The organism is Rhodovulum viride, assembly GCF_003265965.1.
In the GTDB taxonomy this organism is placed as follows: domain Bacteria; phylum Pseudomonadota; class Alphaproteobacteria; order Rhodobacterales; family Rhodobacteraceae; genus Rhodovulum; species Rhodovulum kholense.
Map to the genome: position 1 here is coordinate 138,266 of NZ_MUAV01000010.1, position 11,782 is coordinate 150,047.

Below are 11,782 nucleotides of genomic sequence, written 5' to 3' on the forward strand. Positions count from 1 at the left end.
GTATGTGAAGCGAGTGCGGCCAATTTCGGCCTTTTGCAGCGAATTCAGTTTATCCAATGCGGTTTTCTGGTGAAATGGATCGCTATTTTACGTAACGTTAACCCGCGGCGCAAATCATGCAAGTAGTGTTCCGCCAAGGATGCCGATCGCTGACAGATCGCCTGTTTCCTGGCTCGTGATCAAGGTTTCCTGACATGACGAATATGCCAACGAACAGTCTACCTGTGCCTCGTCGTCCCGCCGAGCGGAGCTTTGTCGTGCTCATGCTCGACGACAACGAGATCGACCGGCTGCGCCTGAAGAAATTGTGCCTGCGCGCCGGGCTCAAGTTCCGGGTGCGTGAAGCGGCAAGCATCCACGATTTCCGCGCCGCGCTGGACGAAACCTCTTATGATATGGTCTTTCTCGACTACGATCTGAAGATGGAAACCGGGCTCGACGCGCTCGAACTGCTCAAGGCCCATCCCGATCAGTCCAAGGCCATCGCCATCATGATCACCAGTTCCGACGACCCCGCCACGGTCGCCGAGGCGATGCGCTCGGGTTGTTCGGACTATCTGGTCAAGGACGAACTGACCATCTCGATGATCCGCCGCGCGGTGACCGCCGCGATCGAGCGCGAGATCTACCGGGCCGCGATCTTGCACGAACGCGAGGCGCGGGTCGAGGTGGAGCAGATGCTCGAACGGTTTTCGGCCGCCTGCGCGGCCGATATTCGTGGCATACTGTCGGGCATGCTGCGCAAGATCCGTGTGGTGACCCAGTCTGTCGAGGGCCATTCCGAGATCCGCAAGGAGGCCGTCGAGGCCGAGCGGGCCTGCCTCGACCTGTTCGAATACCTCGAGAACATGAAGACCATTCTCGCTCTCGAGGCCCAACCGAAGACGGAACGACTGTTGAGATAGGGTAGACCGTTGGAAACGAGTCAGGTCATCGCCGGCCGGCAGATCAGTCTGGGCGTGAAACTCGCCCTGATGGCCTTTTTCGTCGTCCTTGTGGCAAGTCTATTCTTCGCTGCGGTGAACCTGTTCGGCGTCCAGTGGTATCGCACCGCCGCGGTGTCGCGGATGGAATTCGCCGGCGGGTTCTTTGCAGAACGGCTGTTGCAGCAACTGGATCTGATGGTGTCCGACGGCCGCAACATCGCGACTCTTCCGGAAATCGACGGTGTGGTGACGGCCACGGGTCAGGGACTGCACGATCAGACGGTCAAGGAGCCGCCGGACATCTACTGGCGTCGGCGGCTCGAGGCGGTCTTCGATTCTGTCCTGCGGACCCGGCCGCACTATTCGCAGATGCGTTATATCGGGCGCGACGACAACTGGCGCGAAGTCGTGCGCGTGAACCGGGTCAGCGACCGCACGGAAGTCGTTCGGCGCAGTGCGTTGCAGTCGAAGGGAGACGAACCCTATCTGGCCGACGAAGCCGCGCTCGATGCCGGGCAGCCGTTCTTCTCGCGGGTCACCCTGAACCGGGAATATGGCCGCGAAGAGGGGCCGCCGACGATTCGTCTTGTCGTGCCGGTGCCTGGCCCCGATGGTCGCGCCGTCGGAGCGCTGGTGATCAATGCCGATTTCGCATCGATCCTGCGGGCCGCAGATCTTTATCCGGCGGACGGGTATGCCGTCACGGCCATGACGGCATCCGGCGATTTCATGCGTTACGATCCGGTTACCGGACCCGGGCCGCTGCGATTTCATGGCACTCCGGGCTGGCGTGCCGAGGATCTGCCGGACCTTGGCGGCATCGCACCGTCCGGGTCGACGCGGGCGACCAAGATCGGCTGGCAACGGGCGATCAATGTCACCGGGCTCAGCGCGGCTTCGCTGAGCCGGGGGGATCATCTGCTTCTGCGGACCGACATCTTTGTCGTGACCGAACTGCCGACCCCGTATCTTTTCGCGCCGATCCGTCAGCAGCTTGTCTATGGGCTTGCGGTCGGCATCGTGCTGTCGATCCTGGCCGGCCTCGTGGCCTGGCTGTTCGGCAACAGGCTTACAGGACCGCTTAACAGGCTGGCACGCGGTTTGCGTGCCAGCGAACCTGGCGACGATCTGCGCAGCCTCATCCCCGACAGCAACGACGAGGTCGCAGAACTGGCCCGCGCCGTCGTCAAGCTCAACGAACGGCTTTATCAGAAATCGGCGAAACTCAACGCGATTTTCGCCGAGGCGGCGGATGGGCTGATCACCATAAATCAGGAGGGTGTCATTGAGGAGGCCAATGCCGCCTTGGCCCGGATCTTCGGATACGAACCCTCCGAACTGCTGGGTCGCAACGTGTGCATGCTGATGAGCGAAGAAGAGGCCGTCAAACACGACAGGATGATGCGCAGGCGGATCGGTGAGGCGACGCCGCAGCGTCTGATCGCCGGGCGCGAGATGCCCGGACGGCGCAAGGATGGTACCGCGATCACCGTCGAGATCTCGGTCGCAAGCACAAGCCATGCCGGCAGAACGCGGTTCATTGGCGTGCTGCGCGACGTGACCAGCCGGCGCGAGGCGCAGGCCCGGAGCGAGGCGCTCGTTCAGGCGCTGGAACGTTCTAATGCCGATCTCGATGCCTTCGCCTATTTCGCCTCGCACGATCTGAAGGCGCCGCTTCGCGTCATCGACAATGCCTCTGCCTGGCTCGAGGAAGATCTGGCACCATATCTCAATGACGACACCCGCGACAGCATGAACCTGCTGCGCAGCCGGGTCGCGCGGATGGAGCGGCTTCTGGACGATCTCTTGAACCATTCGCGGATTGGCCGGATCGAAGAAAAGGCCCAGATCGTCGAGGGCAGGGAGCTTGCCAGCGAGTTGCGCGGGCTTCTGAACCTTCCCGAGGGGTTCACGTTCGAAGTGACGCCCGATTTCGACAAGCTGCATATTCCGAATATGCCGATCAAGACGATCTTGCTGAATCTTCTTGGGAATTCGTTAAAGCACCATGACCGGCCGACCGGGCTCGTTCGTCTTTCGGGCAGCGAAACGGATGACGCCTATTGCCTGTCGGTCAGCGATGACGGCCCTGGCATTCCGCCAGCCTATCACAAGAAGGTTTTTGAAATGTTCCAGACATTGCGTCCCCGCGACGAGGTCGAGGCCAGCGGGATGGGGCTCGCGATGGTCCTGAAATACGTGCGGATCGCTGGGGGGCAAGTTCGGATCGAAAGCGACGGCGGTCGCGGCACGACAATGCACGTGGTCTGGCCGAAGGTCTGTGCGAAGTCGGGCAAATCGGCGTGGCGCGCGGCATGACGCAGGATGCTGATCGCCTTGGCCGGACGCCGCTGAACCTTCTGATCGTCGAGGATGACGACGGTGACGCCAAGGCTGTGCGCCGGGCTTTGAACCGCTCGCAAATCGAAGCGACATTGACCCGCGCCGTTGACGGTGTGGAAGCCCTGTCGATCATGCGCGGCGTTTCCCGCCCGGTTCCCGCCTCTCCCTATATCGTGCTGGCCGACATCCGGATGCCAAGGATGAACGGCCTCGAATTCTTGCGGGAGTTGCGAAATGACCGCAGCCTCAGGCAAGTCGTGGTCTTTGTGCTGACGACGTCGAATGACGATGACGACAAACGCATTGCCTATGAGGCGGGTATTTCCGGCTATATTCTCAAGCAAAAGGCCGGACGCGACTTTGCTTCACTCATAGAGACTCTGGATCGCTTCTGGAATATAGTGAGCTTTCCGGATATTCGCCTCAGCGAGGACTAGAAGATGCGCGATCTGGATGTCATGATCATCGATGACGACGCTGGCGACCGGAAACTCATTCGCCGGTTGTTGGAACGATCCGGGATGTGCCGATCCATTTGCGAAGCGGAATTGGTGCATGCGGCGCTCGAACACAGCTCGGAGGCGCTCGATGCGGTTTTCATAGATTACGTTCTTCCCGGCGAGAACGGGCTGGACGGGCTTGAGACCCTGCGAAAGAAATGGCCCGGCGCCGCCTTCATTCTCATGACAGGTCAGGGCGACGAGCAGATCGCCAAGTCCGCAATTCTTGCAGGGGCCGCCGACTATACCCCGAAGTCCCGGATCAATCAGTCCGGGCTTGAGAGGATGCTGGTCCGGGCAGTCGAAATGGTGCGTCTCGCGCAGAGAGTCGAAGAACAGCGGCAGGAATTGCTGACATTCTCGAATGTGCTGGTTCATGACTTCCGTGCGCCGATCCGCAGCATCCGCTTCATCTGTGAACAGCTCGACGAGGAATTGGGCGAGCTTCAATCCGCGGAGCTGCAGAAGCTCATGGTAATGATGAAGAAGACAGCAACTCAGATGTCTCAGCTGGTTGAAACGTTGGCCGATCATATTCGCATGGACATCAATCCAGTCTTCGAGACGGTGCGCGCCACCGAGCTTGTCGATAATGCGCTTTCATTGCTGGATCAGGATATTCGCGAAAGCGGTGCAAGGGTCGATGTCGATCTGTCGGAGTTCGATGTATTTTGCAGCCCCGCGATGCTGGCTCAGCTTCTGCAGAATCTGGTGTCCAATGCAATCAAGTATTCCGGCGAGAATCCCCCCGAAATCCGGATCTCGGCCCGGCGGCTCGACAATGGAGATGTGCTTTTCGAAGTCGCGGATCGCGGTATCGGGGTCCCCGAAGAATACCGGCAGCGCATTTTCGAGCCGTTTCAACGTCTGTCCTGGGCGACAGACAAGCCCGGGACCGGGTTGGGGCTGGCCACGTGCCAGAAGATCGTCAAGCGGCATGGCGGCCGCATCTGGTGCGAAGCAAACCCCTATGGCGGAACGCTGATGCGGTTTCGCGTGCCTGGAGCCAACGCGCCTGTCGATGGGATCGCCTCGAGAATCTGGTCCCGGCGTCCGAGCGATGCAACGGTCTCGCGCTGAGGCGCGGAAGACGGACGCTACGTGAACGTCCGCCATTTGGCTGGCCCGGGGAACGGGAAAGCCGCGAACTGACCTTCCCCCGATGTCCGGGCCATTGCGACCTGGAATTTTCCACCTTTGACTGGATGAAGGAGGAAGACCCGTGAAGCGAAAACGCTTCTCTGCAGAGAAGGTCGTCGGTTGGCTGAAGGAGCACGAGGTTGGAGCGGAGGTCGACGACATCTGCCGGCGCCACGGCATCAGTTCGCCGTCGCGAGGAAGCTGGCGGTGATCATGCACCAAATATGGCGCGACGAAAGGCCGTTCCGTTGGGGCGCGGCTGCATGACCTGCCCCATCACCGACCGGGGCGCGTTCAGCCAAGCTTGGGCGCGATTGCACGGTATGCCGCGCTGTCACTGGCATAATCAGCGCGGTTCTCACGAAACAGCGAACGCCACGCTCGCGTAGCTCAGCCGGATAGGCGGGGGTGAATCGTCTCGTCGTCATAGGGCTTATCCTTTGAGTGTTTTACTCTCCGGTAAGCCCGGGGCGGATCAGAGGGTCCTTGCGCCCAGGCCGGGTCGGGATGAAGGCGGAAATTCATTTGTCTTCAATGGCGTAACGGAATCAGTCGGCGTCATGACCCTTATCACCCATAAGCACTTTGGCAGGCGGCAAGGCCTACAGCATAACCCGCGCCGCTCATCTGGCCGGGCGACAGCAAGAAGGTCAGCGGCCGACCCAATGCGTCGCGGACCATGTGCAGCTTCGAGTTCAGCCCGCCTTCGTGCTCTTTAACGGGGCCGAAATCGGTCAAACCTGTTTCAGCACAAACGCGCGAAATCACCTCGCGCCTGCCGCACAGTATATTGAAAAATATGGCGAAAGCTGGCGAATGCCCAGATCGGCCGGGCTGTTGCCTGATTTCAGTCTGTCAGCTCCGATCCAGCGGACGCCAGGACTGACGCGGGATAGCCATCCTTTCGGCTGTGCGCCGGTGGAGGCGGAGGCGTGTGGCATTTCCGGCATGCTCTCGCCACGACCGGACCGAGTTGCGTTGTACCGCCGGTTTGATAGGCCTTGGTCATGAACATCACGCTTCGCCAGCTGACTTACTTCATCGCGCTAGCCGAGACCCGGCATTTCGGTCGGGCGGCCGAGGTCGTGCATGTCAGCCAGCCCGCCCTGTCGGTGCAGATCCGCGATCTCGAAGCCGAGCTTGGCGTCCAGCTGGTCGAGCGGCAGCCCCGTGCCGTCGTTCTGACCCCGGCTGGTCACGACCTCTTGCGGCATGCGCAACGGGTGATGCAGGAGGTTCGCGCCATGAGAGATGCTGCCCGCTGGCAGCGTGGGCTCGGCGGGCGGCTGAGCCTGGGGCTCATTCCGACGGTGGCGCCCTATCTCTTGCCGAAGGCGCTGCCGCTGATCCGGGCCCAGAACCTGACCTTGGAGATCGGTGTCCGCGAGGCGCGCACCGACCGCTTGCTGGCCGATCTCGACGAGGGTCGGCTGGATGCCGCCCTGGTGGCGCTGCCGGCCGGACGCGACGATCTGGTCGAGGCAGTGCTTTTCGAGGATCGTTTCCTACTGGCCGGATCGGCGCGGCAGATCGCGGCTTTGGGCGCCGGGACCGAAGGCGTGCGGCCGGCATCGCTCGATCCCGACCGGTTGCTGCTGCTTGATGAGGGGCATTGCCTTGCGGATCAGGCGCTTGAGGTTTGCGGAATGCGGCGCGACGAGATTCGGGTCGATCTGGGCGCCTCGTCGCTGGCCACGCTGTGCGGTTTGGCGGCCGAGGGGTTTGGGCTGACGTTCCTGCCCGAAATCGCGCTTGCCTCGGAACGGGCGGCGAGCCCGTCGCTGGCGGTGCACCGCTTTGCCTCGCCCGAGCCGGCGCGGCGGCTGGGCCTGGTCCGTCGGCGGCTCTCGCGCGACGACGGCTGGTTCGAGGCGCTGGCGGCCATCCTGGCCGAGGCGGGCCGAAGCCTGACCGACGATGCCCGCGCGGCCGTCGGCGGCTGAGCCGGGCTCGGGGCTGCCGGTTGCCTTCGCGGTGACAAGAGCCTAATAGGGGGCGACCCGTCCCGTCAGGGAGATCCCAGTTGCGCGACCTGAAGAACCCGGCCGAACGCCATCCCGAAAAAGCCCGCCGTCCTGATGCCCCCCAGCCGAAGAAACCGGCCTGGATCCGGGTGCGTGCGCCCGGAGGAGAGGGGTATCGCGATACCCACCGTGTGATCCGCGAACACGGCCTGTCCACCGTCTGCGAAGAGGCCGGATGCCCCAATGTCGGCGAGTGCTGGGCGCATGGCCATGCGACCATGATGATCATGGGCGAAATCTGCACCCGCGGCTGCAGCTTCTGCAACGTTGCCACGGGCCGACCCGACGCGCTGGACGTCTTCGAGCCGGGCCGCGTCGCCGACGCGGTCCAGAAACTGGGGCTCCGGCATGTCGTGATCACCTCGGTCGATCGCGATGATCTTGAGGACGGCGGGGCCGAGCATTTTGCGCAGACAATCCGCGCCGTGCGTCATCGCGCCCCCGAGACGACGATCGAGGTGCTGACCCCGGATTTCCTGAAATGCGGGCCCGGGCCGGTCGAGACGGTGGTCGCGGCGCGGCCCGATGTCTTCAACCACAATCTCGAGACGGTGCCGGGGCTTTATCCCGAGGTTCGGCCGGGGGCGCGCTATTTCCATTCGCTTCGGCTGCTGCAGCGGGTTAAGGAAATCGATCCGGCAATGTTCACCAAGTCGGGGATCATGGTCGGGCTCGGCGAAGACCGCCAGGCGGTACATCAGGTGATGGACGACCTGCGGGCGGCGGATGTCGATTTCCTCACCATCGGGCAGTACCTGCAGCCGACGCCCAAGCATCACGGGGTCGACCGCTTCGTGACGCCGGAGGAATTCGCAGCCTATGAGAAGGCAGCCTATGGCAAGGGGTTCCTGATGGTTTCAGCGACGCCCCTGACGCGGTCGAGCTATCACGCGGGCGAGGATTTCGCCAGGTTGCGCGCGGCGCGCGAGGCGCGGCTGGCGCAAGGATAGCGCGCGCCGGGCGGTGCGCCGAAAATTCGCAGAATTTTCGCGGCGTCAGCGGTGGCGGTCGCGTCCGCAGATCACGATCAGATCGCCGATATTCTCGCGCGTGATGTACCCGATCATTCGTCCGGAGGGGTCCGTGACCGCGACGGCCGGTGCGCCCGTATCCTGCAGGGCGTCAAGCGCCGCATCGAGCGGGGCGGCCAGAGGCACGGTCGGAATGCCGCGCGCCATGTTTTCGGCCACCGGGCTGGTATCGCGCCCCTCCGAGAGCGCTTGAAAGAGAACGCTCCGGGTCAGCATGCCGCGCAGGCCTCCGCCCGCATCGACCACGGGAAACTCGTGCTGCGCGGTCCGGATCAGCGTCGAGGAGGCCGCCCGAAGCGTGTCGGACGGCTGCAGCGCCTCGTAATCGGTGATCATGGCATCGCGGGCGCGCAGATGCCGTGCCATGTCCCGCAGCGCGACATCCGCGCTTTCGGCCCCGGCGGCGGCAAAGATGAAGATGGCGATCAGCACCAGCACGGCATCGCCGGTGATGAGCCCGAGAAACCCGAAGCCGAAGGCCAGCGCCTGGCCGGAACGTGCCGCGAATCGAGTGGCCGCGACCCGGCCGAGGCGCATTGCCAGCAAGGCGCGAAACACCCGCCCTCCATCCATCGGAAAGGCGGGAAGCAGGTTGAAGAGCGCGAGGAAGAGGTTCACCGTCGCGAGCTTGGTCCAGAACCCCGCCGCCGGATCCTCGATAGCGATCGCCCCGGTCATTTCCGTCCTGGCGCCGAGAACGATCAGCAGCAGCCAGATCGTCAGGTTCACGGCTGGCCCCGCCAGTGCGACCGCGATTTCCTGCCCCGGCCGCTCGGGCATCCGGTCGAGGCGGGCGAGCCCGCCGATGGGCAGCAGCGTGATGTCGGGTGTCGCGATGCCGAACTGTCGGGCGGTCAGCGCGTGGCCGAATTCATGGGCCACGACGCAAGTGAAGAGAGCCAGCAAGAAGATCAGGTTTGCCGCCGCCGCGATCGGCCCTCCCGCGATCCAGGCGGCGGCGCCGATCCAGGCTAGAAGCAGGAAGAAGGTCGCGTGGATCCTGATTTCGGACCCGAATACCTGCCCGACAGGATAGGACCAGGTCATCGGCGCAGGCTCCCTTCACTCCGTATCCCGGCTATGGCTCAGAACGGGATCTCGTCATCGAAGTCGCCCGCAGGCTGGGGGCCGCCATAGTCGCCGCCGCGGCTGCCGCCCTGATCATACCCGCCGCTGCCGCCGCCATAATTGCCGCCGCCGCTCCCCCCGCCGTCGCGGCCGTCGAGCATGGTCAGCTCGCTGCGGTAGGGCCGCAGGGCAATCTCGGTCGTGTAGCGGTCCTGGCCGGACTGGTCCTGCCATTTTCGGGTCTCGAGCTGGCCTTCGATATAGACCTTCGATCCCTTGCGCAGATATTGCTCGGCGACGCGGACCAGCGGCTCGGAATAGATCGCGACCGAATGCCATTCGGTGCGCTCGCGCCGCTCGCCGGTATTGCGGTCCTTCCAGTTTTCCGACGTCGCGATCCGCAGGTTGCAGACCTTGCCGCCCGAGGGGAAGCTGCGCACCTCTGGGTCGCGCCCGAGATTGCCGATCAGGATGACCTTGTTCACCGAACCTGCCATGCGTGCCCTCTTTTCGAATCTTGGTGTTCCATCGTGTCCCCGTTTACACCACCCCGGAGGGGGATCATAGCGACGGCGCATCCGGGCGGTCCGCGGCGACGGGCGGGCTGGCCAGCGCGGCATTTTATTCCTATAGTCCCGGGCGCGAAAACACCCAAGACGGGGGAGGGACGAGAGTGAAGCCACGGCTTGCAGCGATCGCGCTGGCGGTTCTGGCTGCATATGCCTCGCATGCCACGCCGGGTCAGGCCGAGTCCGTCGTGTCGTCGAAAGCGCGCCTGACGCTTTTCAAGTCCCAGACCCGGGTGCTCGACGGTCGTGCCGCCCAGCAGTATTCGAATTCGGTTCGTCTGCAACCCGATCGCGTGCATACGCCTTCGCAGGGGAGCCTGCTCTATTCGGGCCGCTACCGGGGCGCGTTCGTGGATGTGGCGCGCGATGCGGCGCGCAAGCACGGTGTGCCGGAGGACCTGTTCCTGCGGCTCGTGCAGCAGGAATCCGGCTGGAACACGCGCGCGGTCTCGCACAAGGGCGCCATCGGGCTGGCGCAGCTGATGCCGGACACTGCCCGCAGGCTTGGGGTCGATCCGACCGACCCGCACCAGAACCTAGACGGGGGCGCGCGCTATCTGCGGCGGCAGTTCGACCGGTTCCGATCCTGGCGGCTGGCGCTTGCCGCCTATAATGCCGGGCCGGAAGCTGTCGAAAAGCACGGCGGCGTCCCGCCGTACCAGGAGACGCAGACCTATGTCCGGCGGATCTGGGGAAGCTGATCCCGTCCGCGGCCGGGTCTAGTCACGGTCGAAGGCGATCCGGTAAACCCCTTCGGGCAGGTCGAGGGCCGCGCCAAGCTCGTGTAGCTGGGCCAGTGACAGGGTGATCTTCTGGACCCTGTCGGTGTGCGGGTCCAGCTGCTCGACCGTCACGCAATCCTCGAAGGCCGTGATCGTCACGTCCTCCTGCAGATGCTGCGGACCCTCGTCGACCAGGGTGATGATTGTGGCGTCGAAATCGTGCTCGATGCTGAACATGGCGCAAGGCTAGCCGTCAGCGGTCGGCTTGTGAAGCGGTCTTGGTCGGCATTGGTCGATACGTATACAGCGCCGCTGTTGCGTCCGTGGTCCGGCCCGGGCCCCGATTTGACACGCATCAAGGCGCCCCGCGGGCTCTTGCGGTCTAGTTCCATCAATTCGAAATCGACAGGAGACCTTCGATGTCGGGTCAAACCAAATACGACGAACACGCCCATCTTGTTGAAAAGATGGCAGAGGTGCTTGGCGTGGATCTTGACGAAGAGACCATGGCCGGTCGCTGGACCCCCGAAGACATGCAAGATACCGTCTCGCGCTGCCTCGGTTGCACCGATCCCTCGCAATGCAAGGGCTGGCTCGGGTCTCACGATGCCGGGGCCGACGAGACGCCGGGGTTCTGCCGCAACAAGGATCTTCTGGAGGCGATGCGGGCACGGTTGGTGTCCGCCTGAGGGCGATGGAAGACCAGGGCAGGCTGTCGAAACATTTCTGGCTGACCCAGGGGATGGCGCGCACCATCGGGGTCAATCTCAATGATGCTCTCCGGTCCGGGCAACTGGGGCGGGGCGAATATTCGGAACTGGTGGCTGCCTGCGCCCATTGCGGCCGCGCCGAGGAGTGCATGCGCTGGATGGGCCATCAGGTGACCGGCGCCGACCGGCTGCCCGAGTGGTGCGCCGTGGGTGTCCGTCTGGAGGCGCTGAAGGAACCCGCCTGAGGCCGCCGGACCGGACGCCGGGCGGACTAGCTGCGGGCGCCCGGCGGTCAGGCTGTCGTTTCGGCGGTCAGCCAGGCTGCGGCCTCGGGCGTCGTTTCGACCGTTTCCCAGGTGATGACCGGCAGGTCGTAGGGATGGTTCTCGGCGATCAGCGCGACCAGGGCGGCCCGGTGCCAGTCGTCGGTTTTCAGCGTCAGTTGCAATTCTGGCTCTTCGTCGATGCGGCCCTGCCAGTGAAACAGGCTGACGACGCCCGGCAGGATGTTGGCGCAGGCCGCGAGCCTGCCATCGAGCGCGGCACGCGCGATGGCCCGGGCGCTGTCGATGTCGGGGCAGGTCGTGACGACGTGGATCATTTCGTTTTTCCGAACCTGTCAGGATTGAGAGCGCCATCATAAGGGCGTTCGTGGGCGTTGTTGCGCAAATCCAGGGGATTCATCTCGTGAATCCAGCATGCTAGCCGGGCAGCATGAGCAGACCTCCGAAGCCGACCTGCAAGACGAT

At 63.7% G+C, this 11,782-nt stretch carries 14 protein-coding genes and 1 pseudogene; 10 read left to right on the forward strand and 5 right to left on the reverse strand.

Annotated elements, in window-relative coordinates; genetic code table 11:
* Nucleotides 1-224: 224 nt before the first annotated feature.
* From BYZ73_RS10745 to BYZ73_RS10765, 5 genes are all read left to right on the forward strand, one after another.
* Nucleotides 225-905, forward strand: a complete 681-nt coding sequence (locus tag BYZ73_RS10745) for a response regulator (protein WP_181498020.1) — start codon at nt 225-227, stop codon at nt 903-905.
* Nucleotides 906-914: 9 nt separating this feature from the next.
* Entirely contained in the window at nt 915-3,245 is a 2,331-nt protein-coding gene (locus BYZ73_RS10750; RefSeq protein WP_112315945.1) for a PAS domain S-box protein, read from the forward strand.
* On the forward strand, nt 3,230-3,706 hold the full coding sequence (locus BYZ73_RS10755) for a response regulator (RefSeq protein WP_245943115.1): 477 nt from the start codon (nt 3,230-3,232) through the stop codon (nt 3,704-3,706). Before BYZ73_RS10750 ends, BYZ73_RS10755 begins: the two co-directional genes overlap by 16 nt.
* A gap of 3 nt (nt 3,707-3,709) precedes the next feature.
* On the forward strand, nt 3,710-4,849 hold the full coding sequence (locus BYZ73_RS10760; RefSeq protein ID WP_112315946.1) for a sensor histidine kinase: 1,140 nt from the start codon (nt 3,710-3,712) through the stop codon (nt 4,847-4,849).
* Between the two features lie 142 nt (nt 4,850-4,991).
* Complete coding sequence (locus BYZ73_RS10765; RefSeq protein ID WP_181498021.1) at nt 4,992-5,120, forward strand: transposase; 129 nt, start codon at nt 4,992-4,994, stop codon at nt 5,118-5,120.
* A gap of 340 nt (nt 5,121-5,460) precedes the next feature.
* On the opposite strand, the pseudogene BYZ73_RS10770 reads toward BYZ73_RS10765, so the two are convergent.
* Nucleotides 5,461-5,617: pseudogene (locus BYZ73_RS10770) on the reverse strand (IS5/IS1182 family transposase); the annotation flags it as partial.
* 299 nt (nt 5,618-5,916) lie between these two features.
* Between BYZ73_RS10770 and BYZ73_RS10775 the strand changes: the two are divergent.
* Both BYZ73_RS10775 and lipA read left to right on the forward strand, forming a co-directional pair.
* Complete coding sequence (locus tag BYZ73_RS10775) at nt 5,917-6,852, forward strand: LysR substrate-binding domain-containing protein (RefSeq protein ID WP_112315957.1); 936 nt, start codon at nt 5,917-5,919, stop codon at nt 6,850-6,852.
* 80 nt (nt 6,853-6,932) lie between these two features.
* The gene (gene lipA / locus BYZ73_RS10780) at nt 6,933-7,883 is read left to right on the forward strand and encodes a lipoyl synthase (protein ID WP_112315948.1); all 951 of its coding nucleotides are present in this window, start codon (nt 6,933-6,935) and stop codon (nt 7,881-7,883) included.
* 45 nt (nt 7,884-7,928) lie between these two features.
* On the opposite strand, the gene BYZ73_RS10785 is transcribed toward lipA, so the two are convergent.
* Entirely contained in the window at nt 7,929-9,011 is a 1,083-nt protein-coding gene (locus tag BYZ73_RS10785; RefSeq protein WP_112315949.1) for a site-2 protease family protein, read from the reverse strand.
* 38 nt (nt 9,012-9,049) lie between these two features.
* On the reverse strand, nt 9,050-9,529 hold the full coding sequence (gene ssb, locus BYZ73_RS10790) for a single-stranded DNA-binding protein (RefSeq protein WP_075785201.1): 480 nt from the start codon (nt 9,527-9,529) through the stop codon (nt 9,050-9,052).
* 203 nt (nt 9,530-9,732) lie between these two features.
* Here ssb and BYZ73_RS10795 point away from each other — a divergent pair, with 203 nt between their 5' ends.
* The gene (locus BYZ73_RS10795; protein ID WP_245943117.1) at nt 9,733-10,302 is read left to right on the forward strand and encodes a lytic transglycosylase domain-containing protein; all 570 of its coding nucleotides are present in this window, start codon (nt 9,733-9,735) and stop codon (nt 10,300-10,302) included.
* An 18-nt stretch (nt 10,303-10,320) separates the two neighbouring features.
* On the opposite strand, the gene BYZ73_RS10800 is transcribed toward BYZ73_RS10795, so the two are convergent.
* Nucleotides 10,321-10,560, reverse strand: coding sequence for a hypothetical protein (locus tag BYZ73_RS10800; RefSeq protein WP_108026896.1), 240 nt, complete (start codon nt 10,558-10,560; stop codon nt 10,321-10,323).
* A gap of 182 nt (nt 10,561-10,742) precedes the next feature.
* Here BYZ73_RS10800 and BYZ73_RS10805 point away from each other — a divergent pair, with 182 nt between their 5' ends.
* Both BYZ73_RS10805 and BYZ73_RS10810 read left to right on the forward strand, forming a co-directional pair.
* The gene (locus BYZ73_RS10805; protein WP_108026899.1) at nt 10,743-11,012 is read left to right on the forward strand and encodes a DUF6455 family protein; all 270 of its coding nucleotides are present in this window, start codon (nt 10,743-10,745) and stop codon (nt 11,010-11,012) included.
* Between the two features lie 5 nt (nt 11,013-11,017).
* Nucleotides 11,018-11,278 carry a DUF6455 family protein gene (locus tag BYZ73_RS10810; protein WP_112315950.1) on the forward strand — a complete coding sequence of 87 codons (261 nt, stop codon included), beginning with the start codon at nt 11,018-11,020 and terminating at the stop codon, nt 11,276-11,278.
* Between the two features lie 47 nt (nt 11,279-11,325).
* On the opposite strand, the gene cutA is transcribed toward BYZ73_RS10810, so the two are convergent.
* The gene (gene cutA, locus BYZ73_RS10815; RefSeq protein ID WP_112315951.1) at nt 11,326-11,634 is read right to left on the reverse strand and encodes a divalent-cation tolerance protein CutA; all 309 of its coding nucleotides are present in this window, start codon (nt 11,632-11,634) and stop codon (nt 11,326-11,328) included.
* Nucleotides 11,635-11,782 lie beyond the last annotated feature (148 nt).

What these genes read in the sequence shown, in the direction of transcription:
- BYZ73_RS10760 (WP_112315946.1), top strand. Translation starts at nt 3,710, where the DNA reads ATGCGCGATCTGGATGTCATGATCATCGATGACGACGCTGGCGACCGG.
- BYZ73_RS10775 (WP_112315957.1), top strand. Translation starts at nt 5,917, where the DNA reads ATGAACATCACGCTTCGCCAGCTGACTTACTTCATCGCGCTAGCCGAG.
- BYZ73_RS10785 (WP_112315949.1), bottom strand. Translation starts at nt 9,011, where the DNA reads ATGACCTGGTCCTATCCTGTCGGGCAGGTATTCGGGTCCGAAATCAGG.
- ssb (WP_075785201.1), bottom strand. Translation starts at nt 9,529, where the DNA reads ATGGCAGGTTCGGTGAACAAGGTCATCCTGATCGGCAATCTCGGGCGC.
- BYZ73_RS10800 (WP_108026896.1), bottom strand. Translation starts at nt 10,560, where the DNA reads ATGTTCAGCATCGAGCACGATTTCGACGCCACAATCATCACCCTGGTC.
- BYZ73_RS10805 (WP_108026899.1), top strand. Translation starts at nt 10,743, where the DNA reads ATGTCGGGTCAAACCAAATACGACGAACACGCCCATCTTGTTGAAAAG.
- BYZ73_RS10810 (WP_112315950.1), top strand. Translation starts at nt 11,018, where the DNA reads ATGGAAGACCAGGGCAGGCTGTCGAAACATTTCTGGCTGACCCAGGGG.
- cutA (WP_112315951.1), bottom strand. Translation starts at nt 11,634, where the DNA reads ATGATCCACGTCGTCACGACCTGCCCCGACATCGACAGCGCCCGGGCC.